We start from the raw sequence: 25,454 nt of genomic DNA on the forward strand, positions 1-25,454 counted from the left end.
CCGTGATGTACCGAGCGAAGGAAACATTCTGGGCGCCGGACAACCGGCGCATCGTCAAGGGCGACCTGGTCGCCGCCCACGATCCGGTTGTCACCGGCCGCGAGGACCTGTTCGAGGCTGTTGTCATCCCCCAGGCCCTCACTCCCGCCGAGGCCGCCACGGCCCAGGAGAGCGAGCACAACAGCGACAGCCCCGAGGCCACGGCCGGTGACACCGCCGCCTCCGGACAAGCCCCCAGCAAGGAGGCCGCTGGTGCAGCCGCCACGGCGCCCGGGGACGGAAGCGGCCGCGGCGACCAGCCGCAGCCTGCGGCGGCCGCGAAGAAGACCGCGGCGAAGAAGCCCACCCCCGTGCTGCGTAAGCCCGCAGGAGGTGACGCGCAGTGAGGCGCACCGTCTACAACTACGTCCGGTCCAAGGCGACCCTGGCCATTGCGACCCGCAACGCCACCGCCAACGGCACGTCCGTGGACCGGATGTCGTCCGGGGCCAGCGGCACGAACGAATGGCACCAGTCCGCGATGCTGCTGGTGCACACCGGCACTGTCACCGACGGAACCCACGCCATCACCTTGCAGGAGAGCGACGACAACGCGGCCTGGGCCAACGTCGCCGCCACCGACCTGCAGGGCGCACTGCCCAGCATCACCGCCACCGACGACGACAAGGTCTTCGAGGTCGGCTACACGGGCACCAAGCGCTACCTGCGCGCGGTGACCACCGTCACCGCTGGGGCGACCGGCGGGATCTACGGCGCGCAGATCCTGCTTGGCTTCCCCAACACCACGCCGATCTCCCGCACATGAGGAGGCTGGTGTGGCGCTGCTGACCCTGGCCGAGGCGAAGAAGCAGCTCAACCTCACCTCGAACACGGACGACGACGAGCTGCAGGCATACGTCGACGCGGTCACCGAGCCGATCGAGGAGTACATCGGGCCGGTCGAGCCGCGCGCGGTCCTCGAGCGCCACGACGCCGAAGCAGGCCGCCGGCTCCTGGTGCTGCGCACCATGCCCGTGCTGTCGCTGACCTCGGTGACACCGGTCCTCGCTGGCGGCGCCTCCTACCCGGTCGACGGCCTGACCCTGGATCCGGACACCGGGGAACTGCGGCGCCTCGACGGGGGCGTCTTCCGCGGCCTGCTCGACGTCGCCCTGCAGGCCGGACGCCCCGCGGTCACGCCGACGATCAACCTCGCCGCGCGGATGCTGGTGCAGCACCTCTGGCGCACCCAACGGCCCAGCCGCGGCGGAGGCCTGGCCGGCGGCGGCGACGACTACAGCGTGGGCGAGCCGATCGTCGGCTACGGCTACGCGATCCCCAACCGCGTCCTCGAACTGCTCGCCCCCTACCGGCTCCCCCCTGGAGTGGCATAAATGGGCTCCCGAGTCCCCGAAGTGATCGCAGCGCTGGTGGCGCTGGGCAAGACGGAACCGCAGTACGAGGCGGACGCGGACGGCGCCGGTGGCGTCGTCGTTGCGGACGGCCCGCAGGTCACCGACAACACAGCCCCCGACTGGCTGGTCGTCGGCTTCGACGGTGACCCCGACGGCGACTTCGAAGCGGCGCAGACGATGGGCGGCTGGTCCGACCTGGGCGGCGGCCGCGAGGAAGAATTCCAGGTCACCGTCGCGGCAATCGCGAACCGCGGCGACACCGACATCGTCTCCGCCCGTCGGCGCGCCTACGAAATCGGCGCGTGCGTGGAGGCCTGGCTGCGGGCGTCCCCGGACCTGGGTCTGCCCTCGCTCGAGGCTGCCATCGCCGGCACGCGCCTGGTGCAGGACCAGACGGATCAGGGCGCGAGCGTCCGGTTGCTGCTGGTCGTGGCCGGCCGCGCCTTCACCTAAGGAGAACGAGCACATGGCTGCACTGAACACACAGGTCACACCCCTGACCGGGCTGACCGTCGATTTCGACCCCGCGGCCGCGGGCGGAGACACCTGCCAGACGGGGGCCGGTGTCCTGCTGCTCGTGAAGAACGGGGACGCCGCCAGCCACACGGTGACCCTGGTGACCCCGGGCACCGTCAACGGTCTGGCGATCGCCGACCGGGCCATCCCGGTGGCGGCCGGTGCAACGAAGGCGATCCCCGTCACGAGCGACTACCGCAACCCGTCCACGGGCCGCGCTGACATCACCTACGACGCCGTCAACCTGGTCGAGGTCGCTGTGATCCGGGTGCCGGTCTCATGAGCGCGACCGTGACGATGACGCACCCCGACCTGCCGAGCCAGCCCATCACCGTGCACGCGGAGTCGGTAGCGCACTACCAGGCGTCGGGCTGGCAGGTGGCCGACGAGGCGCGGACAACCACACCGGCCACAACGCGCCGGCCACGAACCACGAAGGGAAACTGACGGCTGATGTCCACTCCGATCAACGCCTCGGTCCGGTACTACCGGCGCGGCACCACGAAGGTGCTGTGGGTGCCGGCGATCGCGAACAAGAACAGCCCGACCCGCGCCGAGATCAACGCGGGCACCGCGCTGGAGGGCGAGACCGGCGCCATGTCCGGCTGGCAGACCACATCCGGCACCGTGCCCACCCCCGCCCTCGGCTCCCGCTTCACGCCGGTGGTGGGCGGTGAGATCACCGCCGCGGACTCGTCGCTGACGTTCTGGGCGTCGAAGAACGGCACCGACGTTCGCAGCCTCCTGATCCGCGAGGCGCCCGGGTTCATCGTGTGGATGGACGAGGGCGACGTCGCCGGTCAGACGATGGACGTCTACCCGGTCACGGTCACCTCGCAGGCCAAGGTCCGCGAGCTCGACCAGGCCGCCCAGATCATGGCCCAGTTCGCCATCACCAGCGAGCCGGCCGAGAACGTCACGATCCCCGCCTGATCATGCCGGTCTCCGTGCAGATCGTCGGCACCGGGCAGCTGGTGGAGCTGTCCCGCCGACTGCGCAGGGCAAGCGGCCCGCGGGTGCGGGCGAACACCTCCCGCCGCATCCGGCGGGCGGCCGAGCCCTTGCAGAAGGACCTGCAGCGCTCCATCCGTTCGGTGCAGCTGCCCGGCTCGGGCCGCAAGAAGCGGGGCGGTCCGTCGCCGACCACCAGGCCGCTGCGCCAGGCGCTGGCGGGCGCCGTACGCATCAGCGTCCGCCAGGGCTCCGCCCCCGGTGCCCGGGTGTGGCTGGACCACTCCCGCCTGCCCGATGACATCACGGCAGGAGTGGCGGCCCGGATCGACGAGGGCCGGCTGAGGCATCCGGTGTTCGGCAACAACAAGCGCTGGACGAATCAGTGGGCGCGGCCGACCGGCTGGTGGTCGAAAACCGTCGACGCCGGCGTGCCGCGGATGCGGGCCGAGGTGGAGCGGATCCTCGACGACGTACGCCGGGATCTCCAGTAAGAGAGGCAATGATGATCATCACTCATGTGCAGGACGACGGGACCGAGCGGCGGGTATCGACCGACGACCTGTCGGCCCTGGAGGCGGCCGCGATCGAGGAAGCCATGGGTGATGTCCCCTGGCGGGGCATCGAGGCGCGGCTGCAGGTGCAGGACCCCACCGCCATGCGCGCGGTGCTGTGGGCGTTTCGGCGCCGCGACGAACCCGACCTGGAGTTCGCCACGTTCGATGTCCCCGGGTGGCGCCGCCGTCTTCGGGCACGCATCGAGCGCGCCGAGATCGACGAGGCGCTGACCAACGTGATGCGTGAGGCCCTCGCCAAGAACGAGGACAGCACGATCGACGTGCTCACCCCGCACCTGCGCAAGCTGGCGCACAACCCCGACGACGTCGACCAGGCCCTCGACGCTCTGGGAAAAGGCCACTTGGTGCGCCGGCGGAAAACCTCCGCGGCCTGATCCACGAGTACCGGTGGTTGCTCGCGCACTACCTGCACATCAGGCCATGGGAGATCCGGCGGCTGTCCGTCGAGGAGTTCGAGTCGGCGGTCGACTGGCTGCGCCGTCACGTCGCCGCACGGGGAATGAGGGGGTGAGCGGTGCCGGAGCGTTTGACGTTCACCCTCGCGGGCCGTGACGAGCTGAGCCGGGTCATGGACGGCAGTGCCGACTCGGCGGACCGGCTGCGGCTGCGGCTGGCCGGCATCGCCGCGGGCGCCGACGGCAGCCTGCGGGATCTGCAGGGCCGGTTCCTGACGCTGGCCGAAGCGCAGCGTCTGGTCGATGACCGGGCATCCATCGTCCGCCGCAGCATGGGCGATCTGTCGGATGCCTCCGACCGGCTCGGCGAATCCCTCAAGGCGAACCTGATCAGCCTGCTGCCCGCTGCCATCCCGGCGGCCGCCGGGATGGCGAGCTCGGCGGCCGCGCTCGCCGGGCAGCTCGGCGCCGTCGCCGTGGCGGCCGGTGCCTACGCCCTCGCGCTCGGCCCGCAGATCTCCGCCATCGGCGAGGCGGTCGACGCCCAGGGGAAGTACGAGGAGGCCGTCAGGAAGTCCGGCGCCGGGTCGCAGGAGGCCGTCAAGGCGCAGCAGGAGTATCAGCGGCAGCTGGAGAAACTTCCCCCGGCCACACGGGAAGCAGCGGTCGCCGTCGGCATCCTGAAGGACAACTACCAGGAGTGGTCGGACTCGCTGTCCGGCGACGTGATGGCCCCGTTCACCAAGGGCGTCGCCGTCGCCAACGCACTGCTGCCGCGCACCACGGGCCTGGTCCAGGGTGCCTCGACCCAGTTCGACCGGCTGATCACCCTCGTCGGGGGCGCCATCAGCACCCCCGGGTTCGACGCGCTGACCGGCCGGTTCGAGAAGTTCACGAACCAGACCCTGGACCACGGCATCGACCGGCTGACCGTGTTCCTCGCCAAGCTGGAGTCAGGCGAGTACGACGACTCTGAGCTGCGGCAGTGGTGGGACTACGCGCAGCAGGCCGGGCCGGTTGTGTTCGACACGCTGGAGAACGTGGCCGAGGCGCTGCTGCACGTCCTTGAAGCCGGAGCCGGTGTCGGCGTCGGCATGCTGGAGGTCGTCAACGTCCTGTCGGGGATCGTCTCGGCTGTACCTCCCGAGGCCATCGCCACGATCCTGCAGCTGGCCATTGCGATCAAGGCCGTCAACCTTGCGGCGGCCGGCGGTGCCGTGGCCGGCGCAGCCGTGGCTGCGCTCGGCGTTCAGATCGGTGCCATGCGCGCGGCCGCGGCGGCAGCACCTGGCCCGCTCGCTGCCACGACGGCGGCGGTCGGTGCCCTGTCCCGAACGGCCAAGCTCGCCATGGCGGGCACGGGGATCGGGCTGTTGCTCCTGGGCCTGGACTACCTGTCGTCCAAGAGCGAGGAGCCGAAGGCCGACGTCGAGAAGCTGTCGACGTCCATCATCGAGCTCGGCCAGTCGGGCAAGGTGGGCGGCGAGGCGCTGCGCGTCTACGGCAACGACCTCGCCGGCCTCGGCGACAGTCTGCAGAAGGTCGTCGACCCCGAGGGCCTGGACCAGGTCCAGCAGTCCATCGTGTCGTTCTTCGGCACGGACTCGACGCCGGTAAAGCAGGCGAAGGAGGACATCGACGCCCTCGACCAGGCGCTGGCCCGTCTCGTGTCGAACGGGCAGGCCGACCTTGCGGCCGCGGGCCTTGAGAACGTCATCAGCAAGCTGGAGAAGCAGGGGTTCACCAGCGAGGAAGTGACCAGCCAGCTCGACGCCTACAGGGACGCGCTGGCCGGGCAGCGCCTCGAGCAGGAGCTGGCGGCGCAGAGCATGGGGCTGTTCGGTGAGCAGGCCCAGCAGGTGCAGGCCCAGCTCGATGAACAGAAGGCCAGCGCCGACGGACTGCGCCAGAGTCTCGTCGCCCTCAACGACGTCAACCGGTCCGGACTGTCGGGGATGATCGGGTTCGAGGCCGCCATCGACGCCGCAACCCTGGCGGCGCAGGAGAACGCCGGCGTCCTCGACATGCAGGGCGGGAAGCTGGTCCTGAACACCGAGCGGCAGCGCGAGGCGGCGAGCTCGCTGACCGACCTCGCGGCGAAGACCGACGAGGCCGCCTCGGCCGCCCGCGAGTCGGGCGAGTCGTGGGAGACGGTCAACGGCATCTACGAGCGCGGCCGCCAGCAGCTCATCGCCAACGCCATGCAGATGGGCCTTAACCGGGAAGAGGCCAGGGCGCTGGCCGACCAGATCCTCAAGACCCCGGACAAGACAGCCAAGCTGAAGGGGAACCTGGAGGACCTCAAGGAGAAGCTGGCCGACGCCAAGGAGCGGCTGCGCAAGGCGCCCTCGGAGAAGAAGGCATACCTCAAAGGCGAGATCGAGGACCTGAAGAGGAAGATCGCGGACGCCGAGGCGCGGCTGAGGAAGTTCGACGGCAAGAGCGCCTCCGCCACCGTGACGGTCACCTACCGGTCGGTGTTCCAGACGATCGGGTCGGCGCCGTCCACGACGGCGGACCTGCTGGAGCAGCAGGCCAACATGTTCCGCGCGCAAGGCGGCCCGATCCGCCGTGCGCACGGCGGCCCCATCCCCGGCTTCCCCGGCGGCGGACTGCTGCGCGGCCCGGGCACCCCCACGTCGGACTCCATCCTGCTGTGGGGGTCGACCGGCGAGTACATGATCAAGGCGGCGGCCGTCGACCACTACGGCCAAGCACTGTTCGACGCCCTCAACGCCAAGACACTGCCCGTGCCAGCAGCCCGGGCCGCAGCCCCCGGACGGCCCGCTGCACCCGTCGCATCCACGGCCAGCACCGAACAAGGATCCCGGGTGACGTACAACGTCTACCCCCGCCAGTCGGTGATCGGCGTCGAGGACCTGCGGCTGCTGCAGCGGCAGGAGGAGGCGCGTCAGCGCGTAGGGAGGCCTCGGTAGATGCCACTGATCACCGCACCGGTCGTCACCCCGGTACCGGAGACACCTCCGGTCGAGCTGCCGGAGATCGGCTACGCGTCGGTCACCTACATCGACCCGGCCGGTACGCGCTGGCCGATGACCGACATCACCGGCGACTGGTACACGCTCGCCGAGGGCGTGTCAGGGCTGGGCGCGGCCCCGTACAAGCTGACGTCGGATGCGCATCCGCGGGGCGGTGAACGGCTGCGGCACGTTCAGCCGCAGGCCCGCACGATCGTGTGGCCGCTCCTCGTCAAGGGCGCCGACCACCTGAAGTTCACGGCGAACTGGCGGGCCCTGGCCCGGGCCTTCACCCGCACCCTGCGGGAGGGGCCGGGCCTGCTGGAGGTGGCCCGGCCGGACGGCACGGCCCGCCGCATCGCCGTGCACTACAGCAGCGGCTGGGACGGCCGCGGGCAAAGAGCATCCGGCATCACCTGGGACAGCGCCGTCGTCACCCTGTGGTGCGAGGACCCGTACTGGGTGGACCTCCAGCCGCAGACGGTGCACCGGGAGTCCGGCGCGCAGGTGGACTTCCTGGTGCCGTTCCCGTCGGTGTCGTCCTCGCAGGTCCTCGGCGCCACCACGGTGACCAATCCCGGCGACGTCGACGTATGGCCGGTGTGGACGATCACCGGTCCCGCCTCCGCGATCACGTTCACCCGCGGGGACACCGGCGAGGCCTTCACCCTCACCATGGCGCAGACCGTGCACGGGCCGCTGCTGGCAGGCGAAACCGTGACGGTGTCCACCGATCCGCCGCGTGTCCGCTCCGGCACCGGCGAGAACCTCGGCACCGGGCTGAACTGGCCCGCCGCGGTGCTGTGGTCGCTCCCGCCGGGTGAGACACCGGTGACCTTCCAACTCGGCGGTGCGGCGGCCGGCAGCGCCGTCGACCTCACCTTCCATCCGAGATACGAGACGGCATGACGATCCAGCTGCTGGTCACCGACCGCAACCTCAACGTCCTGGGCGACCCGCTTGCCGGGTGGACGAAGCTGTCGTGCGACCTGAACTTCAACCAGCCCGCCTCGGGGGAAGTGACGCTGCCCGCACGGGCGGAGTACATGCAGGTGCTGCAGCCCGGCAACCGCCTGGTCGTGATCCGCGACGGCGGCATCTGGTGCGCCGGACCGCTGGAGCAGCCGCAGAACTATGTCTGGGACCTGGAGCAGAACCCCGACCCAGGCACGGTCACGGTGAGGTTCAGCGACGACCTGGCGCGCATCGCCGGATACCTCACCTACCCGGAACCGGCGCTCGGGTTCGGCCTGCAGAATCCCGCAGCGGATGTGAGGTGGACGCGCAAGAGCGTCAACGCCGAGCTCATCATCCGGGCGCTGGTGGATGAGAACTGCGGGCCGGGCGCTCTGTCTGCCCGGCGGATCGAGCGGCTCGTCCTCGATGCCGTGGCGGGGGTCGGCAGCACCAGGTCCATCAGTACACGGTTCGAGCCGCTCCTGGACGCGTGCCGCACGGCCGCCGCCTGGAACCGGCTGGGCTTTCGCACCAGGCAGGACGGCAGCCTGATCAAGTTCGGGGTGTACGCGCCGGTCAACCGGACCAGCACCGCACGGTTCTCCGCCGGGCTCGGCAATCTGCGCTCCGTCGCTTTCACCCAGGCCGCACCCCTGGCCACGTCGGAACTCGTGCAGGGCGGCAACGATCCCAAGGTGCCGGCGCTCGCGGGCGAACCGGCCAACGCCCGCGTCTACGTCGAGGTCACCTCCGGCGCACAGGCCGACTGGTACCGGGTGGAGAAGCTCATCGAGGAGAGCGGCAAGGACGACACCGACGGCGAACTCACCCAGGCCGGAGCGCTCGCGCTGGGCGAGGACAACCCGCAGAGCTCCCTCGCCACGGTGACCGTCGACACCGAGGACCTGAAAGCCGGACGCGACTACGGGCTCGGCGACCTGGTCACGATCGTCCTGCCGAGCGGCCTGGAGATCGCGGACATCGTCCAGACCATCCGCCTGGACGTCACCCCCGACGACGGCGAGGTCGTCACCTCCGTCATCGGCGACTCCGACAAGACGACCGTGTCGGCCGTAGCTCGCACCGTGCGTGAACTGGGCCGCCGAGTCGGACGACTGGAAACGAGGTAAGCGCCAGTGGCACAAGCTTCATGGCCCAGCCCGGGCCACAACGCACGGGCCGTCACGGACGTGGAGTACGAGCGGATGGCCGCACGGTTCTCCGACAACGGCGTGTACGGGATCCCCTCGGACCCCGCGGTGATCACCGCAGGCGTGGGCCTGTCCGTCACGGTGCGCGCCGGCGTCAACGCCAGCGTCCGCGGGCACGGCTGGACGTCCGGCGCCGACGGCGACACCCTGCCCATCGCCGCCAACTCCAGCGGGCAGACCCGCACCGACCGCGTGGTGCTGCGCCTGGACCGCGCGAACTGGACCGTCCGCGCGGTCGTCAAACAGGGCACACCCGGGGCGGGTGTGCCTTCGCTGTCGCAGTCGACCGGGGACACCGGCACCTACGAGATCGCCCTCGCCGAGGTGAGGATCCTCAACGGCGCCGGCTCGGTCACCGTGACCCGCAAGGAGCTGTACGCCGGCAGCAGGGTCCGCCCCTGCACCTCGTCCACACGCAACCCCGTCCCGGTCGTCGGTGAGATCAACTTCGAGACCGACACCGGGCGGGCGGTGCAGTGGACCGGCAGCAGCTGGCGGGTCATCTTCGACGACTCGGGGATCATCAACGTCAACGCGCCCAACTCGGCCTGGGCGAACGAGGTCGACTCCGTCCTGGAGAAGCGCAACGGCAACGTGCACCTGCGGCTGGGTGGCTTCCAGCGTGCGGGGGGCACCCTTGCCGCGGACATCGAGTCCCGGCTGCCCGCGATCATCCCCGAGGCGTATCAGCATCCGACGCGCGATCAGTACGTGCTGGCCTACATCACCGGCGTCGACATCGGACGGATCATCGTCTACAACAAGTCCAGCAGCCGGGCCGGTCAGGTGTGGCTGGTCAACAAGCCGACCATTTCCAGCGGGGACAACGTGCTTCCCGCGTCAGGTATCAGCTGGGTGGTGGACTGAGTATGGCCAGGCACGAGTTCGGCGCCGGCATTGCCGACTACGTGGTGCAGCCCACCGATGGCCTGTGGTCCGTCGCCCCCGGGGCCGTGATCACATTCTGGTCCGCGGCCGACGGCGGCACCCAGTACACCGACCTGCTCGACGAGCTGAGCATGCCGGTCGTCCAGGTCACCGCGGACGACCAGGGGTTCATCCCCACCTACTACGGCCCCGACGGCATCACCGGAATGTGGGCGGACGCCGGCGGCACCAGCCGCGCCTGGGTCCAGGCCCGCAACCTCACCGGCTCCTCGGCCCCGGCCGGATCCGTGCGGGACTGGCTGAACGTCAAGGACTTCGGCGCGCAGGGCGACAACGTCACCGACGACACCACGGCGATCCAAGCCGCGCTCGCCGCCTGCCCCATGGGCGGGATCGTCTACCTGCCCGCCGGCGCCTACCGCACCAGCGCGCCCCTGACGATCCCGCCGGCGGTCACCCTCATGGGCACGCACACCAACCTGATGGCGGTGCCCGGCCTCGTCGATCCGCCGTGCTACATCAAGCCGCTCGCCAGCCACTCGGGCGGAGCGGTCATCAGATTCCTCGACGCCGCGACGGGCGGCTACTCCACCATCTCGGCCGAGCACCGGATCCTGAATCTGATGATCGACGGCTCGGACTACATCAACCCGGGCCTGGACGGAATACGCGCCGACGGCAACGTCCAGAACGTCGGCCTGCGGGACGTGACCATCCGGCAAGTCACCGGCGCAGGAATCAACACCGGGCAGAACGCCGGGTTCTTTCCCTACTCGTGGCGCTGCCACCGGGTGATGGTCGACAACTCGGGCTGGCACGGCTTTGCCGTGCAGGTCATGACGGACGTCACCCTGATCGACTGCCAGGCCATCGGGTGCGGGGCAAATGGATTCGAGATCGCCAACGCGGCGAACTCCCAGATGATCGGCTGCCGCGCGGAGTGGAACGACAACAACGGCATCCACGTGACGGGCGACTGGGCGACCGGCACCGGCTCCGGCGGCATGCTGATCGGCGACTGCAGCACGGACCGCAACAACTTCAACGGCGTCCTCATCGACGCGACCGGCAACCCGCCCATCCAGATCGACAACCTGCACACCAGGAGGGACGGCCGCAACGGCGGCGCGGGCGGCGGCGGATACGCAGGCCTCAAGGTGGACGCCGCCACCGTGCCCGTCCTGGTCAGCGCCGTCACCTGCTACCCCGGCGTCGACGACAACGGCAGCCAGACCAACAGCCCCCAGTACGGGGTACGCATCGAGGACAGCACGTACGTGTCGGTCGCCAGCGGGTTCCTCCACGCAGCCACGGCCGGCTGGTCCGACGGGGGCGGCAACACCGCGCTGCGCCGAGGCCCGAACATCCACGAACGCACGGGCAGTACCGCCGCGCCGGTCGACCAGCCCGCCGGGCAGTGGCATGCGGCCGGCCCGCTCAGTGCCGATTCCCTCAGCGCGGACGCCAGCGCGCTGGGCGCCGTACAACCGGTCAACCACGGCCTGGCCGGGTGGGCGTTCGACCCGCAGCTCGCGCTCAACAGCAGTCTGCTGACGAACGGCACCGTCTACCTGACGAAGATCCACGTCTCCAAGACGCAGGCCGTCACCAAGCTGAACTGGTGGGTCACAACCGTGGGCGCGACCCCGGCCGCCGGCCAGTGCCAGGTAGGACTGTACGACTCGGCAGGGACCCGGCTCGCCGTCACCACCGTGGACGCGGACATCTCCTCCACCGGCATGAAGACCACCACGATCCCCAGCACCACGCTGCAGGCCGGGCAGTGGTACTGGGTGGCCATGGTCTTCAACGCCAGCACCGCGCCCACCCTGGCCCGAGCCACCGGCAGCGCGGGCCTGGCAACCGCGGTCAACCTCAACCTCAGCGCGAGCGCATACCGCTACGCGACCAACGGCGTGGGCCAGACCAGCCTGCCCGCGACCATCAACCCAACCGCCAACGTAGCGACGGGATTCGCCGGGCCCTGGGCCGCAATCGGCTCCTGACCCTGCCATTCCCACCCCGCGCCCCGCGCCGTCGCCCGGGGCCTTTCTCATGTCTGGAGGCCCCATGGCCTGGTACAAAAACGCCGTCCGGCTGGAGCTCCAACCCGAAGCCCACGACCAGCCCTCGATCCGCCCCACCCAGATGCTCTTCCACAGCATCGTCGCCCCGTGGGACGAGCACCGCCTGTACGCCTACTGGAAGAACAGCACGTCCCTCGAGTCGCACTTCGGTGTGGACTTCGACGGCAGCCTCGGCCAGTACCTCTCCACCACCACCCGTGCCGACGCCAACTACCAGGCGAACCGGCGCGCGGACGGATCCGGCGCGATCAGCGTCGAGACCGCCTCCAACACCCGCGCGTCCGATCCGTGGACAGACGAGCAGCTCGACGCCCTGGCCGACCTCGGGGTGTGGGGGCACCGCACCCACGCCATCCCGCTACGGGCCTGCCGCAGCGGCTCGGACCCCGGGTTCGGCATCCACCGCATGTTCCCGCAGTGGTCCCCGTCAGGGACCGCCTGCCCGGGCGACAAGCGCGCCGCGCAGTTCCGCAGCGAGCTGCTGCCCGAGATCCTCAAGCGGACCGGGAAGCCCACCGCCCCCGCGCCGGGCAGCTCAAAACCGGCCGTCTCGCTGGCGCACATCCAAGCCGCGCAGCGCCGGGACCCGGGCCTGCCGCAGGGCGGCACCACCTACCGCGCTGAGGGCCTGGTCGTCGAGACCGCGCTGTACAAGGCGGGCCTGCTCGCCAAGCGCTGGGTCGACGGCTCCCTCGGCTCCCGCACACGGCCGGCCGTCTCGGAGTGGCAGGAGCGGTGCGGCTTCCGCGGTGCAGACGCGGACGGCTACTTCGGCAGGACATCACTCACCCGCCTGGGCACAGCCCATGGCTTCACCGTGAAGGACTGATTCACATGGCACGCATAGAGACGAAGGTCACCGCCGCGACCGCCGCGGCGTACGCCGGCAGCACCGGCCTGCTCGCCTCCCTGGAGGCCGTGCAGGACCATGCCGAACTGGTCGGGTGGATGCCGTCCGGGCTCGCCCCGTTCGTCCTCGCCCTGGTCCCGGCCGCCATCACGCTCGTGTCCGGCTGGGCGGCCAAGCACACCCCGCGTCGCCCCGGCCTGGACATCTGATGCTCGCGGGGGCTCGGCTGCTGACCAGGCGGCTGGGCCGCCGCGGCGCCCTTCTCACGATGAAGGGCACCATCGCCACCCTCTACGGGTCCGGTCAGCTTGCCGAGCCAGTCCGGGACACCAGCGGCCTGCGCCTGCTGCTTAAGCTCTGGCCGCTGGAGGTCTGGGGCTGGGCATGGATCACGGCCGGAGCCATCGCCCTGGTCTGCGCGTGGCTCCCACCGCGCCGGGACTGGCCCGGGTTCCTCGCCGTCTGGGCAATCACCGCGCCCTGGTCCATGTCCTACCTGGTGGCCTGGTGGCCGCTCGACGACAACCAGCGGGGATGGGTGGCGGCCCTGATCTTCGGCGCGTTCGGCGCGGTCTGCTTGGTCGCGATCGGCTGGGACGAGCCTCCGGCACGGACGGAGCGACCGCGTGAGACCTGAGATGCTGACCGCCCTGAGCGCCCTGGCCGTCGCCCTCGTTACGGCGGCCGGCGGCGTCATCACAACCGTCATCGGCCGGCGGCAGCCTCGGCGCGGGAGGGGGGCCGAGAGACGCGATGACTTCAGCGCGGTGACTGACAAGCTGGGCGAGCACATCGCGCGCCTGGAGCGGGAGGCCGAGCAGGACCGGCAGCAAGCCGAGGCCGACAGAGTCCGCATCAACGCCCAGGACTACGCGCTGCGGTACATCGCCGGTTGGGCGCGCTCCCTGGTCGCATACATGCGGCAGCAGAGTCTCGAACCCCCGCCGCCTCCCCAGCCCATACCTGACGAGGTCCGCCCGTACCTTCACGACATCGGATCATGACGTCGGCCCTGCTCTCCCTCGGGAGGGCAGGGCCGCTTTCGTGCGTCCAGGCGTACCGTGGCCGAGTGGCAAATGAAGACCTGGGGCGAACTCTCCGACGACTGCGCCGCCTGGCCTCACTGACCCAAGAGGAACTGGCTGAGCGCTCGGGCATCTCCGTCGATGTAATCCGTCAGCTAGAGCAACGCCGGAAGCACTCGGCCCGCCTGCCCACCCTGCACGCGCTGGCGAACGGCCTAGGCGTGGAGCTGACGACGCTGCTGGGAGACCCGCCAGCAGTGGCCGCGACCGGAGAGAACGACGGCCCGCGCTTTGTGGCCGTGCGTCGCGCCATCATGCCCGCATTGTGGGGGCCGGAGCCGAAGCCGCCAGAGCCTGGCTTCTCCCTGGAGCACCTGCGCGAGCAGATCGCTGACGGCTGGACGCAATACCACTCGGCCGAGTTCGACACGGTGATGAAGGCGCTTCCTGACCTGATCGCGGACGCGCGCACCGCCGCGGCCTCTGTCGATGACGACGACCGGGGCGCCGGTTTCGCGGCGCTGGGCAAGGCCCTCCAGCTTGCCGGGCACGTCGCCGTCCGGATGGGGAAAACGGACCTCGCGCTGATCAGCCTGGAGCGGGCCATAGAGGCGGCGGGGCGATCGTCTGATCCTCTGCTGCGCGCCATGATCGTGAACTCTGTCGCGTGGACCTACCAGCGGCAAGGGCGCCTCAGCGATGCCTTGAGCATCGCCCTGCACGCCGCAGGCGACATCAAGGACGGTGGACACACGGGCACTGCGGACGGCCTGAAGGTCTGGGGCGCGCTGACCATGTCCGCGGCCACCTCGGCCGCGCGCAGCAACGACTACGACCGAGCCTCCGCGCTGATGGCGCATGCAGAGGAGCAGGCGGCCCAGGTTTCCAAGCTGCCGCAGGGCAGCGACAGTCGCATGGTCAGCGTGTTCAGCCCGTCATCGGTACGCATCGAGCGTGTCCGGCTGGCCGTTCAGTACGGCCATCCCGAGGAAGCCTTGACGCTGGCGAAGGGGATGCGGCTAGGCAAGGACGTGCCCCCGTCCTGGCGGACGTGGCTGCTACTGGACGTAGCCCGCGCGCACACCGACCTCGGAGACGCGGCGGGAGCCGTGAAGGCACTGGAGTCGCTTCGACGCGTGGCGCCGGCATGGATGCAGCACCACACCTTGGCCGTGGCCATCGTGCGCGACCTGTGGGCCCTCCCCAACCACCCGCCGGGGCTGCGGCCGTTGGCAGAGTTCCTGGGGGTCGGCGCCTAGCGTCGCGAAAGTGGGACGTTCCGTCCCTGTCACCCTGTGTAGCCCGCCGATTCCATGAGTCGTGCAATGCCCCGGCGACCGCGCGAACGGCCCCGGGGCTTGGCCGACTACTGAGGAGTCGACATGGCCGAGAGTACGCAGAGCACAGCGCCCGCGCACAACTCCCCGGCGCCGAGCGCCCCACCGGCGGACATCCCCACGATGCGCGCGACTGTGGCCGAGGTACTGCCACCTGACGTGACCCCTGTCGACCTCACCACGCTGGAGACGCTGACCGGCCTGATGGTGGGCCACATGCAGCTGCTCATCCCGGAGATCGAGCGGGCCGCCGCGGCACTGTCCGCCGACGACGTGCCCCGCTACGTCGCTCTCGCCTGCGTCCGCGAGGCCCGCGGCAAGCTGGCCGCCCGCCCCGGACTGTTGCCGCACGACACGGCCGCGCACGTGCGGAGACTCGGCCGCTCGCTCCTCGCGCTGTGCGACCACTACGAGACGCTCACCGGCGTCCGCATGTGCCTGGCCTGCGACCAGCCCCTCAAGCCGGGCGAGCCGACCCGCCCCTTTGATCAGGGCAGCCAGTCCGGAGGCGCGGCGGTCTCCGGCCGGATCCACGAACGCTGCGCCAACACCGTCCGCATCCGCTGACCAGCGGCGCCTCCCCGGCGCGTAAAGGGGCCTAGGCGACCGAGTCGGGACAGGGTCGCACCCACAAACCCCCGCCCTGGGGGAGGTTGCGAAGGCTGCCCCGGGGGCGGGCCAGCCCGCTGTCTTCCGTCACGGGAGCGGCGGCGAGCACGATGAATCCGACACGTACGAGGAGAGCGCGATGAAGGCAGATCTGACCGACCGAATGGCCGGCGGCGACGGAGGCGGGGACGGCGGCGACAGCCTGCCGGGCGAGCCGTGGCCCGGCCCGCAGGAGCCCCCGTCCCCCGACGGCGGGCCGAAGGTCTGCGACTGACATGACCTTTAGCAAACTGGAGGAGGGGCGGTCCGAACTGGGCCGCTCCCTCCTGGAGCGCAAGGCCCTGACATCCGACTGGGCCCCTACGTTCGCTGCCGTTCCCCGGAGCGCGTTCCTGCCCGAGGTGATGTGGCCGCACGACATGGACACGGGCACCACCGCCACCGTGGACCGCAAGGAGGACCCTGCTCGATGGTCCGCCTACGCCGACGCCGACGTACCGATCGTGACGCAATGGGACGACGGTGCGAGCGACGAGCCCGGAAAGGCGCCCACCTCGTCGGCGTCCATGCCGTCCGTGGTCTTCCGCATGCTGGCTGACCTGGACGTACGCGAAGGGCACCAGGTCCTGGAGATCGGCACCGGCACGGGGTGGAACGCGGCTCTGCTCGCCCACCGCCTCGGTGTCGCCAACGTCGTCACCATCGAGATCGACCCGGTCGTGGCGACTGAGGCACGCACCCGGCTTGCGCGGGCAGGGTTCCCGGTGCTTGTGCTGACGCGGGACGGGGCTGAGGGAGACGTCCAGGGCGCGCCGTACGACCGGATCATCGTCACCGCAGGGGTGCGCAAGATTCCACCTGCCTGGATCGACCAGCTCCGGCTGGGCGGCATCATCGTCGCCCCCTGGGGGACTCACTACGGCCACCAGGACGCGATCGTGCGCCTGGAGGTCGCCGAGGACGGAGCGAGCGCGTCCGGGCCGTTCACGCGGCCCGCCGAGTTCATGAAGCTGCGCTCCCAGCGTCTCCCCTTCGCCGGCCATCACGCGTACGCGCCCGACGGTGTGGGCGCGGCGGAGCGCAGCACGACAGCGGTCACCGCGGACGAGTTGCTCGGTCCGGACCAGTTCGCGGCGAGCACGTTCGCTGTCGGCCTGCGCGTGCGGGACTGCCACCAACGTGCCGCCGACAAGCGGGACGGCGTCCGGCCCGTCTGGTTCTACGGCCTGGCAGACAACTCGTGGGCCTGCGTCATGTTCCACGACGAACAGTCCGAGGCTCAGGTCTGGCAGTCCGGTCCACGCCGCTTGTGGGACGAGGTGGCCGCCGCGCTGGACTGGTGGCGGGATGCGGGGAAGCCCACCCATGAGCGATTCGGCCTGACCGTCACTACCGAGGGCACGCAGCGGGCGTGGCTGGACGACCCTGCAGACAGCTGGAAAGTCTGAGTCACCTCGGTCTGGTCGCCTCGATCAGGGGGTGACCAGACCGCGGTCAGCCGACCAGGTCAGCGAGAGACACATCAAGAACGTGGGCGACTCGCAGCAGAACCCGGAACGTCGGATTGCCCCGCCCGGCTTCGAGGTTCTGCAGGGTCAGCCGGTCGATACCGGCCGTTAGGTAGACGGCCTCCTGCGTGAGGTTCTGGTGAAGCCGCTCAGCTCGGAATCGTTCGCCCATAGCCTGTAGCCGCTCGATCAGCCAGGTGTCATCTTCGGGTAGATCTTGCACCCCGCTAACGCTTGACGGGACCCAAAAACTTGTCGGCTGAATCTAATCAGCTTTGCATGATCTTGGAGGGGGCGGGTATCCAGAGCTGTGCACCCCCCTCATCGGTCGGCCCGCCCCGGTACCAGCTGCCACGCGGGAGGGGCAGGGCCAAGCGCCCCCGGTCTACGGATCGGGGGCGCCGCCTTTCCCTTAAGAGGGTTCCTATTCGACCTTTGACGCGTCGAACGCCTCGCTCTTGACCGGCAGGGCCTCCGCCGCGCCCGGCACCACGTCGACCGGCACCTCGGCGCGCAGGGCCGCCTCCACGGCGAGCTTCCGCAGCACCCGTTCCGGCTCGATCGCCACGACTTCCGAGACGGTGCCCGGATAATGGGCGAAGTTCAGGCCGTTGCCCGCGCCGATCTCGATCACCCGCCCGGACAGACCGGTGAGCAGCCGGTCGCGTACGGCGCCCATGCCCAGCTTCGTCTCGGCGCTCACGCTGAGGCGGGCGTAGGAGCGGGCGAACAGCGGATGGTGCACGGCATCCCGCGGCACCTTGCCGGTACGGGCGGACCGAAGGGGCATGAGGACCTCCCGGGCAGGACGGGCACTACCCCGATTGTCCCCCCCGTCGGCCCCGACGCACCCCCGCTGTGCACCCACGGAACCGTGCCGACGAAGCCGGCCCACGTCACAGCCACAGTCACCGGGCTTCCCGGCACCCGGGCGATCAGATGCCGTCCCGGAAGGCCCCGCCGTCCCACGTCCCGCCCAGCTCGGCAGCGAGCCACGTCGGTGCCGTCGTACGGAAGTCGGCCGGTGTCAGCGCCCCGAATCCGGCCGGGAGGGCCCCCAGCAGCGGTGCCCGGGCCACCTCCGGCAGATCCGTGACGTTGCAACGCGAGGCCAGATCGGGGGAGTCGGGCCAACTGCCGATCACCACACCGAACAAGTTCAGCCCGCGTGACCGCAGTTCACGGGCCGTCAGCTCGGTGACGTTCAGCGTGCCCAGGCCCGCCGACGCCACCACCAGGACCGGCGCGGCCATCAGTTCGGCGGCGTCGGCCAGCGTGCCGCCCTCGTCGTCGAAGTGGACCAGCAGTCCGCCCGCTCCTTCCACCAGCACCAGGTCGTGCTCGGTGGCCAGCTTCGCGGCGGCCTCGGCGATCTCGTGCGGACGCACCGGCGGCAGCCCCGCCCGGCGCGCCGCCGTCGCCGGGGCCAGCGGCTCCGGGTAGCGGGCGAGTTCGGCCGTCGTCACCGCGCCGGCGAGCCGCGCGCACTCGTCCGCGTCCCCGCGCTCGTCCGGCCGCAGCCCCGTCTGCGCGGCCTTCAGCACGGCCACCGTGCGCCCGGCGGCGAGAGCCGTGGCGGCGACGGCGGCGGTCGTGACCGTCTTGCCGATCTCCGTGCCGGTGCCCGTGATCACCAGAATCGTCATCTCAGCCCTCCCGTGCCGCCGCGCACACCGCACGTGCGATCCGCGCCAGATCGGCGTCGCCCGTGACATAGGGCGGCATCGTGTAGATCAGATCGCGGAACGGCCGCAGCCACACGCCCTCGCGCACGGCCGCCGCCGTCGCCGCCCGCATGTCCACCGGGTGGTCCAGCTGGACCACGCCGATGGACCCGAGGACCCGCAGGTCCTTCACCCCCGGCAGCTCCGCCGCGGGCGCCAGCCCTTCCCGCAGGCCCGCCTCGATCCGCTTGACCTCCGCGAGCCAGTCCTGGCCGAGCAGCAGCTCGATCGACGCGCAGGCGACGGCCGCCGCCAGCGGATTGCCCATGAACGTCGGCCCGTGCGCCAGCACCGGTACCTCGCCCCGCGAGATCCCGTCGGCCACGCGCGCGGTGCAGAGCGTGGCGGCCATCGTCAGGTACCCGCCGGTCAGGGCCTTGCCCACGCACATCACGTCCGGCGTCACCGCCGCGTGGTCCGCTGCGAACAGGGCGCCGGTGCGCCCGAACCCGGTCGCGATCTCGTCGAACACCAGCAGCACGCCGTGGGCGTCACACGCCTCGCGCAGCACCCGCAGATACGCGGGGGAGTGGAACCGCATCCCGCCCGCGCCCTGCACCACCGGCTCGACGATCACCGCGGCCAGCTCGTCCGCGTGCCGCTCGATCAGTGCGCGCAGCTGGTCGGCGTAGGACTCCTCGTACTCGGCCGGTGGCGGATCCGCGAAGACCTGGCGCTGCAGCACGCCCGTCCACAGGTCGTGCATCCCGCCCTCGGGGTCGCACACGGACATCGGCTGCCAGGTGTCGCCGTGGTAGCCGCCCCGCCAGGTCAGCAGCCGCTGCTTGCCGGGACGGCCGAGGGAGCGCCAGTACTGGAGGCACATCTTGACGGCGACCTCGACCGACACCGAGCCGGAGTCGGCGAGGAACACATGCTCCAGACCTTCAGGCGACATGTCGACAAGGAGCTTCGCGAGGCGGACGGCGGGCTCGTGGGTGAGCCCGCCGAACATCACATGGCTCATCCGGCCGAGCTGCTCGCGCGCCGCCTCGTTCAGCACCGGGTGGTTGTAGCCGTGGATGGCCGACCACCAGGACGACATCCCGTCCACCAGCTCGCCCGAGCCGTCCGCCATCCGCAGCCGCACCCCGTTCGCCGACTCCACGACCAGCGGCTCCTGCCGGCCCGGCATGGGACCGTACGGATGCCACACGTGCCGACGGTCCAGGTCCAGCAGCTCGGGCACGCTCAGGTCAGGCATTGGGCGCGAGGTCCGTTCCGGCACCCCGACGGCGTACGGCCACCAGGTCGGTGCGGGCCTCGCCCGGCTCCGGCTGCGCGGCGGAACCACAGCTCCCGCCACCCTCCGGCTGCGCGGCGGAACCGCAGCCCCCGCCGCCCTCGTGCGAACCGCACCCACCGCTCACCCGGTGCTCGGGCAGCGTCACCTCGCCGGCGCCCTCGATCTCGAACCCGGCGTCCGCGATCATCTCCAGGTCGGCCTTGCCCGCCTGGCCCTCACTGGTGAGGTAGTCACCGAGGAAGATCGAGTTGGCCAGGTGCAGCGCGAGGGGCTGCATCGTGCGCAGGTGGACCTCACGGCCGCCCGCGATGCGCACCTCGACGTCCGGGCAGACGAACCGCACCATCGCCAGGATCCGCAGACAGCGCTGCGGGGTGAGGTGCCACTCCTTGGCCAGCGGGGTGCCCTCGAACGGGATCAGGAAGTTCACCGGCACCGAGTCCGGGTCCAGCTCGCGCAGCGAGAAGACCACGTCCACCAGGTCCTCGTCGCTCTCGCCCATGCCCGCGATCAGACCGGAGCAGGCGGACAGACCGGCGCCGTGCGCCTTCTGCACGGTGTCGACGCGGTCGGCGTAGGTGTGGGTGGTGGTGATGTCGCCGTAGGTGGCCTCGGAGGTGTTGAGGTTGTGGTTGTAGGCGTCGGCGCCCGCCTCGCGCAGCCGCTCGGCCTGGCCGTCGGAGAGCAGCCCGAGGCAGGCGCACACCTCGACACCCTCGTTCTGGTCCTTGATCGCCTTGATGGTGTCCGAGACCCGGTCCACGTCACGGTCGGTCGGGCCGCGTCCGCTGGCCACCAGGCAGACCCGCTTGGCGCCGCCCGCGAGACCGGCGGCCGCCGCCTTGGAGGCCTCGTCCGGCTTGAGCCAGGTGTACTTGAGGATGCCGGCGGTCGAGCCGAGCCGCTGCGAGCAGTAGGAGCAGTCCTCGGGGCACAAGCCGGACTTGAGGTTGACCAGGTAGTTCAGTTTCACCCGGCGGCCGAACCAGTGCCGGCGCACCTTGCCGGCCGCGGCCACCACATCGAGCAGGTCGTCGTCGGAGGTGGCGAGGACGGCCAGGGCCTCCTCGCGGGTCGGCAGCTCGCGCCGCAGCCCCTTGTCCAGCAGCGTGTTCAGCAGGTCCATGAGAGCTGATCCTGTCCTAAGGAGTGGTCCCCGGCCAAGGAGAGTTCGTACAACTCGGCCCCTTCGACGTGTGGGTATTGCCACACCGTGGGTGCCTGGTCGTCCCGCTAGTGTCTGTGCGCTGCCTACAAAATCTCCGGAGGACTCATGGCGTTCGGCTGGATCGACGAGCAGGCGGAGCTGCGCCGCCGCGCCGGACTCGTACGGACGCTGCGCCCTCGCCCGGCCGACTCGCCGCTGCTGGATCTGGCCGGCAACGACTACCTGGGCCTGACCCACCACCCCGACGTCACTGAGGGCGCCGCGCGCGCGGCGCGGACCTGGGGCGGCGGCGCCACCGGCTCCCGGCTCGTCACCGGTACGACCCAGCTGCACGGCGAGCTGGAGCGGGAGCTGGCGGACTTCTGTGGCTTCGAGGCGGCGCTGGTCTTCTCCTCCGGCTACGCGGCCAACCTCGCCGCGGTCACCGCGCTCGGGCCGCACGGCTCGCTCATCGTGTCCGACGCCGGCAACCACGCCTCGCTGATCGACGGCTGCCGGCTGGCCCGCGGCACGACCCAGGTGGTCGCGCACGCCGAACCGGACGCCGTGCGCAAGGCGCTGCGGACGCACGACGGGCCGGCGGTCGCCGTCTCCGACACGGTCTTCTCGGTCGACGGCGACGCGGCCCCGCTGGCCGGGCTCGCCGAGGCGTGCCGAGAGTACGGGGCGGGCCTGGTCGTGGACGACGCGCACGGCCTGGGCGTGCTCGGCGACGGCGGCCGGGGCGCTCCGCACGCGGCGGGGCTGGCCGGCGCCGACGATGTGGTGGTCACGGTGACGCTGTCCAAGTCACTGGGCAGCCAGGGCGGTGCCGTGCTCGGCCCGGCCCGGGTCATCGACCACCTGGTCAACGCGGCCCGGACGTTCATCTTCGACACCGGACTCGCCCCCGCCGCGGCCGGTGCCGCCCTCGCGGCGCTGCGGCTGCTGCGCCGGGAGCCGGAGCGGGCGGCCCGGGCGCGTGCGGTGGCGAGCGAACTGCACGCCCGCCTGACGGCCGCGGGCCATCAGGCGGTGCGTCCGGACGCGGCGGTCGTCTCCGTGCGCGCGCCGTCCCCCGAGGGGGCTCTGCGCTGGGCGGCGGACTGCCGGGCGGCGGGTCTGGCCGTGGGCTGCTTCCGTCCTCCTTCCGTGCCCGACGGCATCTCGCGGCTGCGGCTGACCGCCCGCGCGGATCTCACGGGCGGTCAGATCGAACGCGCTGTACGGGTCATCGGCGAGACACGACCATGAGTCGGCGTGACACGGCCCTGCCGCCGTGGAACTGATGGACGCTGATCAGAACTTGCTCGGTGCTTGCTCGGAACCTGATCGCAACTGTCAGGACCGGATCGCGGCCGTGAAGTCCGCCCAGCTCTCGGGGGAGAAGAGCAGCGCGGGTCCGGCCGGGGCCTTGGAGTCGCGTACGGCGAACAGTCCGGCGCAGGGGCCGGTCAGCGGCCGAGCGGTCTCCACGCAGTTGTTCGCACCCGTGCTGTAACTGCTGCGCAGCCATTGCACGTCGTGCAGTTCGGTACTGGAAGGTACGTTCCGAGGCAGTGCAGTCATGGTGCCTCCTTACGCGCCGTCAGCTAGCCCGGCGATGTAATCCAGCGATTCCTCGGGCGAAAGGGCGTGGATCTGAAGGGTGGTGAAGGCCTCCGTGTACGCCTGGAGGTCTTCTTTCCGTTCGAGGTAGAGGCTACTCGTCAAGTGGTCGAGAACAACCACGTCCAGATCAGAAGTGCGCGAAAATGAGAAAATAACGAAAGGCCCGGTGACTCCGATGTGCGCCCCGGCCGTGAACGGCAGTACCTGCAGCCGCACTTGTGGCAGGCGTCCCGCCTCCACCAGCTGCCACAGCTGCCGGGCCATCACCCCGGGGCCGCCGATCTCCCGGTGCAGCACCGCCTCGTCGAGCACCGCGCTCAGCTCCAGCGGCGGCTCGCCGCGCAGCACGTCCTGCCGGGCCAGCCGCACTTCCACCAGCGTGTCGAGGCGCTCGTCCGTGTCGTCCAGGCCGCCTACCGCGGCCCGGGTCACCTCCCGGGCGTACTCGGGCGTCTGGAGCAGCCCCGGCACCACGGAGGTCTCCAGCGTGCGCAACGCGCTCGCCTGGGACTCCAGGCTGATGAAGTCCCGGTAGGTCGGCGGCAGCACCCCGCGGTAGGCGTGCCACCAGTGGTGCCGGCCCGCGCCGTCGTCGGAGCCCGCCAATACCAGCAGCAACTCCCGTAGTTGGGAGTCGGCGACGGCGTAGGCGTCCAGCAGTAACCGCACATCGGCCGGTTTCACCCCGCTGGCGCCGGTCTCGATCCGGCTGACCTTCGACTGGTGCCAGCCCACCAGCCGCGCCGCCTCACCACTGGTGAGCCCCGCACCGGCGCGCAACGCACGCAGTTCGGCGCCCAGCTTCCGGCGGCGTACCGCGGGACCGTGCTGCATGCGCTACTCCTTACTTCAACCGGGCCGCCCAAATACGCTCTCGCGTCGCAGAGTTCACCGCATCGAGCGACAGATATATGCATATCTTGGTGGATCGCCACCGTGACCGGCGCGGTAATGGCAGTCTGGCGAGGAAGCACCAGTCCGGGACCGTACTCGAACCATCCGCTCCGTGTCGGACCGCGGTCCCGTGGGAAAGGGACGACGCCGCCATGGCAGACCATCTGGAAGCATCCGTCACTCTGCCGAGCGATCCCGCCTCGGTCTCCGCGGCCCGCGGCTATGTGGTCAGCACTCTCGAGGAATGGGGACTGCCCGCAGGGACGGACGTGGCCGACACCATCCGGCTCATCGTCTCCGAACTCGCCACCAACGCCGTACAGCACACCCTCGGCCAGTCACCCACCTTCACGGTGGACCTCGAACTGAGCCATGACGAACACCTGCGCATCGGGGTCACCGACAGCCACCCGCGGTTCCCCAAACGACTGCCGGCCGCTGTCCAGCAGGACAACGGCCGCGGTCTGGTCATCATCCGCTGGCTGACCGCCGAGTGCGGCGGCCGACTCAGAGTCAGGCCGACCCGTGAGGGCGGCAAGACGGTCTCCATCGAACTTCCCTGGACCGTACCGGCCCAGCCGGTCACCACCGCCGGTCAGCAGGAGCCCTAGCGAGCGCCCCTGCGGGCGGTACAGCGCTGACCGCCCCGGGAGCGGTCCGGCTCCTCGCGGCGGTCACTCGGGCACCCGTCAGGGCGGCGGCGTGTCAGGGGCGCCACCGCCCTTCGGGTGGCGGCCGGTCAGCTCACCCGGCCGTACCAGACGCTCTTGGTCCAGATCTTCTGCAGCCTCACCACATCCCCGGTCTTCGGGGCGTGCCAGAGCTTCCCCTTCCCGGCGTAGATGCCGACGTGGTAGACGTTCGACCCCGAGTGGAAGAACACGAGGTCGCCGGCCTTGCGGCTCTTGGCGGAGATGTGGCGTGTCTTGTTGTACTGCTGGGCCGCCGTACGAGGCAGCTTCTTGCCCGCCTTCTTGAACGAGTAGAGCGTGAGCCCGGAGCAGTCGAAGCGGTACGGGCCCGTGGCGCCGTACTTGTACGGGGAGCCTTTCTTGGAGGCCGCGACCTGGAGTGCCTTCGTCGCCGGCGTAGCCGCCTCCGCTTCCGCGGAGAGGCCCGGGGCCACGAGCGAACCGCCCACGGCGGCGATGGTCAGAGCCGAAGCCGTACCGGCCCGGGCCATGAGCGACGGGACACGATTGAGCGCAGTCATGCGCAACCCTTCGTCAGCCGCCTGTGAAGGATGACCTGTCGGATTCGGGCTGGCGAAGTTGCCCGGCCGCGATGCGGCTTCACCCCAAGGGCTGCTCGGCACGGACATCCGTGCCGGCGACCCGTCGTGCTCGGGTCCTCCACTCCTGCCGATCCACTCCTGTCGACCGGTCATCCGGGCGGCGGCAGGACTCGGCGTCCGCCCGGATCGCCCCGCCGTGGTGGCGGGGGCTTGTCGTCAGTCAGGGATCTTGGCTCACGGATGTCCGAAAATCCCAACGGAACCGGGGATTTGTGGCGTTACTCACCACTCACCCGTTCGGGTGGACACTGCTC

General features: G+C 70.6%; 31 protein-coding genes, 1 pseudogene and 1 riboswitch. Of the genes and pseudogenes, 24 read left to right on the forward strand and 8 right to left on the reverse strand.

Translation table 11 applies throughout. From position 1 onward, the window contains the following. Positions 1–5 precede the first annotated feature (5 nt). The 22 genes from ACWD11_RS22770 to ACWD11_RS22875 all read left to right on the forward strand — a co-directional run bounded on the left by ACWD11_RS22770 (position 6) and on the right by ACWD11_RS22875 (position 17,224). Positions 6–386 (forward strand): hypothetical protein, encoded by a 381-nt coding sequence (locus tag ACWD11_RS22770; RefSeq protein WP_451285087.1) that lies wholly within the window; start codon positions 6–8, stop codon positions 384–386. Continuing rightward, positions 383–805, forward strand: a complete 423-nt coding sequence (locus ACWD11_RS22775; protein WP_451285089.1) for a hypothetical protein — start codon at positions 383–385, stop codon at positions 803–805. The genes ACWD11_RS22770 and ACWD11_RS22775 overlap by 4 nt, the downstream gene beginning before the upstream one ends. A 10-nt stretch (positions 806–815) precedes the next feature. Further along, on the forward strand, positions 816–1,373 hold the full coding sequence (locus tag ACWD11_RS22780; protein ID WP_451285091.1) for a head-tail connector protein: 558 nt from the start codon (positions 816–818) through the stop codon (positions 1,371–1,373). Next, positions 1,374–1,847, forward strand: coding sequence for a hypothetical protein (locus ACWD11_RS22785; RefSeq protein WP_451285093.1), 474 nt, complete (start codon positions 1,374–1,376; stop codon positions 1,845–1,847). It begins immediately after the preceding gene. A gap of 13 nt (positions 1,848–1,860) precedes the next feature. Then, on the forward strand, positions 1,861–2,193 hold the full coding sequence (locus ACWD11_RS22790; RefSeq protein ID WP_451285095.1) for a hypothetical protein: 333 nt from the start codon (positions 1,861–1,863) through the stop codon (positions 2,191–2,193). Further along, on the forward strand, positions 2,190–2,357 hold the full coding sequence (locus ACWD11_RS22795) for a hypothetical protein (RefSeq protein ID WP_451285097.1): 168 nt from the start codon (positions 2,190–2,192) through the stop codon (positions 2,355–2,357). The genes ACWD11_RS22790 and ACWD11_RS22795 overlap by 4 nt, the downstream gene beginning before the upstream one ends. Before the next feature lie 6 nt (positions 2,358–2,363). Further along, complete coding sequence (locus ACWD11_RS22800; protein WP_451285099.1) at positions 2,364–2,843, forward strand: phage tail tube protein; 480 nt, start codon at positions 2,364–2,366, stop codon at positions 2,841–2,843. 2 nt (positions 2,844–2,845) lie between these two features. After that, positions 2,846–3,355, forward strand: a complete 510-nt coding sequence (locus ACWD11_RS22805) for a hypothetical protein (protein WP_451285101.1) — start codon at positions 2,846–2,848, stop codon at positions 3,353–3,355. Between the two features lie 8 nt (positions 3,356–3,363). After that, positions 3,364–3,813 carry a hypothetical protein gene (locus ACWD11_RS22810; RefSeq protein WP_451285103.1) on the forward strand — a complete coding sequence of 150 codons (450 nt, stop codon included), beginning with the start codon at positions 3,364–3,366 and terminating at the stop codon, positions 3,811–3,813. A 140-nt stretch (positions 3,814–3,953) separates the two neighbouring features. Next, positions 3,954–6,770 carry a hypothetical protein gene (locus ACWD11_RS22815; RefSeq protein WP_451285105.1) on the forward strand — a complete coding sequence of 939 codons (2,817 nt, stop codon included), beginning with the start codon at positions 3,954–3,956 and terminating at the stop codon, positions 6,768–6,770. Beyond that, complete coding sequence (locus tag ACWD11_RS22820) at positions 6,771–7,721, forward strand: phage tail protein (RefSeq protein ID WP_451285107.1); 951 nt, start codon at positions 6,771–6,773, stop codon at positions 7,719–7,721. Further along, a complete protein-coding gene (locus tag ACWD11_RS22825; protein ID WP_451285109.1) occupies positions 7,718–8,899 on the forward strand; it encodes a siphovirus ReqiPepy6 Gp37-like family protein in 1,182 nt (393 codons plus the stop codon). The genes ACWD11_RS22820 and ACWD11_RS22825 overlap by 4 nt, the downstream gene beginning before the upstream one ends. Before the next feature lie 6 nt (positions 8,900–8,905). Continuing rightward, positions 8,906–9,847, forward strand: coding sequence for a hypothetical protein (locus ACWD11_RS22830; protein ID WP_451285111.1), 942 nt, complete (start codon positions 8,906–8,908; stop codon positions 9,845–9,847). 2 nt (positions 9,848–9,849) lie between these two features. Then, positions 9,850–11,874: a glycosyl hydrolase family 28-related protein gene (locus ACWD11_RS22835; protein ID WP_451285113.1), complete on the forward strand. Its 2,025-nt coding sequence runs from the start codon at positions 9,850–9,852 to the stop codon at positions 11,872–11,874. A 64-nt stretch (positions 11,875–11,938) separates the two neighbouring features. Further along, a complete protein-coding gene (locus ACWD11_RS22840; RefSeq protein WP_451285115.1) occupies positions 11,939–12,784 on the forward strand; it encodes an N-acetylmuramoyl-L-alanine amidase in 846 nt (281 codons plus the stop codon). A gap of 5 nt (positions 12,785–12,789) precedes the next feature. Then, complete coding sequence (locus ACWD11_RS22845; RefSeq protein WP_451285117.1) at positions 12,790–13,014, forward strand: holin; 225 nt, start codon at positions 12,790–12,792, stop codon at positions 13,012–13,014. Beyond that, positions 13,014–13,442 (forward strand): hypothetical protein, encoded by a 429-nt coding sequence (locus ACWD11_RS22850; protein WP_451285119.1) that lies wholly within the window; start codon positions 13,014–13,016, stop codon positions 13,440–13,442. Before ACWD11_RS22845 ends, ACWD11_RS22850 begins: the two co-directional genes overlap by 1 nt. A gap of 130 nt (positions 13,443–13,572) precedes the next feature. After that, positions 13,573–13,809, forward strand: a complete 237-nt coding sequence (locus tag ACWD11_RS22855; RefSeq protein ID WP_451285121.1) for a hypothetical protein — start codon at positions 13,573–13,575, stop codon at positions 13,807–13,809. Positions 13,810–13,874: 65 nt separating this feature from the next. Beyond that, positions 13,875–15,089: a helix-turn-helix domain-containing protein gene (locus ACWD11_RS22860; RefSeq protein ID WP_451285123.1), complete on the forward strand. Its 1,215-nt coding sequence runs from the start codon at positions 13,875–13,877 to the stop codon at positions 15,087–15,089. A 123-nt stretch (positions 15,090–15,212) separates the two neighbouring features. Next, entirely contained in the window at positions 15,213–15,734 is a 522-nt protein-coding gene (locus tag ACWD11_RS22865) for a DUF6415 family natural product biosynthesis protein (RefSeq protein ID WP_451285124.1), read from the forward strand. Between the two features lie 181 nt (positions 15,735–15,915). Then, positions 15,916–16,050: a hypothetical protein gene (locus ACWD11_RS22870; protein WP_451285126.1), complete on the forward strand. Its 135-nt coding sequence runs from the start codon at positions 15,916–15,918 to the stop codon at positions 16,048–16,050. A 1-nt stretch (position 16,051) separates the two neighbouring features. Then, on the forward strand, positions 16,052–17,224 hold the full coding sequence (locus ACWD11_RS22875; RefSeq protein ID WP_451285128.1) for a methyltransferase domain-containing protein: 1,173 nt from the start codon (positions 16,052–16,054) through the stop codon (positions 17,222–17,224). Positions 17,225–17,270: 46 nt separating this feature from the next. On the opposite strand, the gene ACWD11_RS22880 is transcribed toward ACWD11_RS22875, so the two are convergent. The 5 genes and pseudogenes from ACWD11_RS22880 to bioB form a co-directional block, all read right to left on the reverse strand. Beyond that, positions 17,271–17,507 carry a helix-turn-helix domain-containing protein gene (locus ACWD11_RS22880; protein ID WP_451285130.1) on the reverse strand — a complete coding sequence of 79 codons (237 nt, stop codon included), beginning with the start codon at positions 17,505–17,507 and terminating at the stop codon, positions 17,271–17,273. Positions 17,508–17,714: 207 nt separating this feature from the next. Continuing rightward, positions 17,715–18,074: pseudogene (locus ACWD11_RS22885) on the reverse strand (class I SAM-dependent methyltransferase); the annotation flags it as partial. 145 nt (positions 18,075–18,219) lie between these two features. Then, positions 18,220–18,930: a dethiobiotin synthase gene (gene bioD / locus ACWD11_RS22890; RefSeq protein WP_451285132.1), complete on the reverse strand. Its 711-nt coding sequence runs from the start codon at positions 18,928–18,930 to the stop codon at positions 18,220–18,222. 1 nt (position 18,931) lies between these two features. Continuing rightward, positions 18,932–20,212, reverse strand: coding sequence for an adenosylmethionine--8-amino-7-oxononanoate transaminase (locus ACWD11_RS22895; protein WP_389417599.1), 1,281 nt, complete (start codon positions 20,210–20,212; stop codon positions 18,932–18,934). After that, complete coding sequence (gene bioB / locus ACWD11_RS22900) at positions 20,205–21,380, reverse strand: biotin synthase BioB (RefSeq protein ID WP_389417600.1); 1,176 nt, start codon at positions 21,378–21,380, stop codon at positions 20,205–20,207. The genes ACWD11_RS22895 and bioB overlap by 8 nt, the downstream gene beginning before the upstream one ends. 147 nt (positions 21,381–21,527) lie before the next feature. Here bioB and ACWD11_RS22905 point away from each other — a divergent pair, with 147 nt between their 5' ends. After that, positions 21,528–22,655, forward strand: coding sequence for an 8-amino-7-oxononanoate synthase (locus tag ACWD11_RS22905; protein ID WP_451285135.1), 1,128 nt, complete (start codon positions 21,528–21,530; stop codon positions 22,653–22,655). Between the two features lie 87 nt (positions 22,656–22,742). On the opposite strand, the gene ACWD11_RS22910 is transcribed toward ACWD11_RS22905, so the two are convergent. Together ACWD11_RS22910 and ACWD11_RS22915 are read right to left on the reverse strand one after the other, a co-directional pair. Beyond that, entirely contained in the window at positions 22,743–22,970 is a 228-nt protein-coding gene (locus ACWD11_RS22910) for a DUF397 domain-containing protein (RefSeq protein WP_389417602.1), read from the reverse strand. 9 nt (positions 22,971–22,979) lie between these two features. Continuing rightward, complete coding sequence (locus ACWD11_RS22915) at positions 22,980–23,846, reverse strand: helix-turn-helix domain-containing protein (protein ID WP_451285137.1); 867 nt, start codon at positions 23,844–23,846, stop codon at positions 22,980–22,982. Between the two features lie 212 nt (positions 23,847–24,058). Between ACWD11_RS22915 and ACWD11_RS22920 the strand changes: the two genes are divergently transcribed. Next, a complete protein-coding gene (locus ACWD11_RS22920) occupies positions 24,059–24,517 on the forward strand; it encodes an ATP-binding protein (RefSeq protein WP_389417604.1) in 459 nt (152 codons plus the stop codon). A gap of 128 nt (positions 24,518–24,645) precedes the next feature. Here the strand turns inward: ACWD11_RS22920 and ACWD11_RS22925 are convergent, their stop codons facing one another. Continuing rightward, positions 24,646–25,119 (reverse strand): C40 family peptidase, encoded by a 474-nt coding sequence (locus ACWD11_RS22925; protein ID WP_389417605.1) that lies wholly within the window; start codon positions 25,117–25,119, stop codon positions 24,646–24,648. A 3-nt stretch (positions 25,120–25,122) separates the two neighbouring features. Further along, a riboswitch (cyclic di-AMP (ydaO/yuaA leader) is annotated at positions 25,123–25,248 on the reverse strand. Positions 25,249–25,454: the final 206 nt, after the last annotated feature.

The sequence above is a fragment of the Streptomyces sp. NPDC002776 genome, assembly GCF_053592195.1.

Coding starts and splice junctions, on each gene's coding strand:
- ACWD11_RS22770 (WP_451285087.1), top strand. CDS start 6: ATGTACCGAGCGAAGGAAACATTCTGGGCGCCGGACAACCGGCGCATC.
- ACWD11_RS22785 (WP_451285093.1), top strand. CDS start 1,374: ATGGGCTCCCGAGTCCCCGAAGTGATCGCAGCGCTGGTGGCGCTGGGC.
- ACWD11_RS22790 (WP_451285095.1), top strand. CDS start 1,861: ATGGCTGCACTGAACACACAGGTCACACCCCTGACCGGGCTGACCGTC.
- ACWD11_RS22795 (WP_451285097.1), top strand. CDS start 2,190: ATGAGCGCGACCGTGACGATGACGCACCCCGACCTGCCGAGCCAGCCC.
- ACWD11_RS22800 (WP_451285099.1), top strand. CDS start 2,364: ATGTCCACTCCGATCAACGCCTCGGTCCGGTACTACCGGCGCGGCACC.
- ACWD11_RS22805 (WP_451285101.1), top strand. CDS start 2,846: ATGCCGGTCTCCGTGCAGATCGTCGGCACCGGGCAGCTGGTGGAGCTG.
- ACWD11_RS22810 (WP_451285103.1), top strand. CDS start 3,364: ATGATGATCATCACTCATGTGCAGGACGACGGGACCGAGCGGCGGGTA.
- ACWD11_RS22820 (WP_451285107.1), top strand. CDS start 6,771: ATGCCACTGATCACCGCACCGGTCGTCACCCCGGTACCGGAGACACCT.
- ACWD11_RS22825 (WP_451285109.1), top strand. CDS start 7,718: ATGACGATCCAGCTGCTGGTCACCGACCGCAACCTCAACGTCCTGGGC.
- ACWD11_RS22835 (WP_451285113.1), top strand. CDS start 9,850: ATGGCCAGGCACGAGTTCGGCGCCGGCATTGCCGACTACGTGGTGCAG.
- ACWD11_RS22840 (WP_451285115.1), top strand. CDS start 11,939: ATGGCCTGGTACAAAAACGCCGTCCGGCTGGAGCTCCAACCCGAAGCC.
- ACWD11_RS22845 (WP_451285117.1), top strand. CDS start 12,790: ATGGCACGCATAGAGACGAAGGTCACCGCCGCGACCGCCGCGGCGTAC.
- ACWD11_RS22850 (WP_451285119.1), top strand. CDS start 13,014: ATGCTCGCGGGGGCTCGGCTGCTGACCAGGCGGCTGGGCCGCCGCGGC.
- ACWD11_RS22865 (WP_451285124.1), top strand. CDS start 15,213: ATGGCCGAGAGTACGCAGAGCACAGCGCCCGCGCACAACTCCCCGGCG.
- ACWD11_RS22870 (WP_451285126.1), top strand. CDS start 15,916: ATGAAGGCAGATCTGACCGACCGAATGGCCGGCGGCGACGGAGGCGGG.
- ACWD11_RS22875 (WP_451285128.1), top strand. CDS start 16,052: ATGACCTTTAGCAAACTGGAGGAGGGGCGGTCCGAACTGGGCCGCTCC.
- bioD (WP_451285132.1), bottom strand. CDS start 18,930: ATGACGATTCTGGTGATCACGGGCACCGGCACGGAGATCGGCAAGACG.
- ACWD11_RS22895 (WP_389417599.1), bottom strand. CDS start 20,212: ATGCCTGACCTGAGCGTGCCCGAGCTGCTGGACCTGGACCGTCGGCAC.
- bioB (WP_389417600.1), bottom strand. CDS start 21,380: ATGGACCTGCTGAACACGCTGCTGGACAAGGGGCTGCGGCGCGAGCTG.
- ACWD11_RS22905 (WP_451285135.1), top strand. CDS start 21,528: ATGGCGTTCGGCTGGATCGACGAGCAGGCGGAGCTGCGCCGCCGCGCC.
- ACWD11_RS22910 (WP_389417602.1), bottom strand. CDS start 22,970: ATGACTGCACTGCCTCGGAACGTACCTTCCAGTACCGAACTGCACGAC.
- ACWD11_RS22915 (WP_451285137.1), bottom strand. CDS start 23,846: ATGCAGCACGGTCCCGCGGTACGCCGCCGGAAGCTGGGCGCCGAACTG.
- ACWD11_RS22920 (WP_389417604.1), top strand. CDS start 24,059: ATGGCAGACCATCTGGAAGCATCCGTCACTCTGCCGAGCGATCCCGCC.
- ACWD11_RS22925 (WP_389417605.1), bottom strand. CDS start 25,119: ATGACTGCGCTCAATCGTGTCCCGTCGCTCATGGCCCGGGCCGGTACG.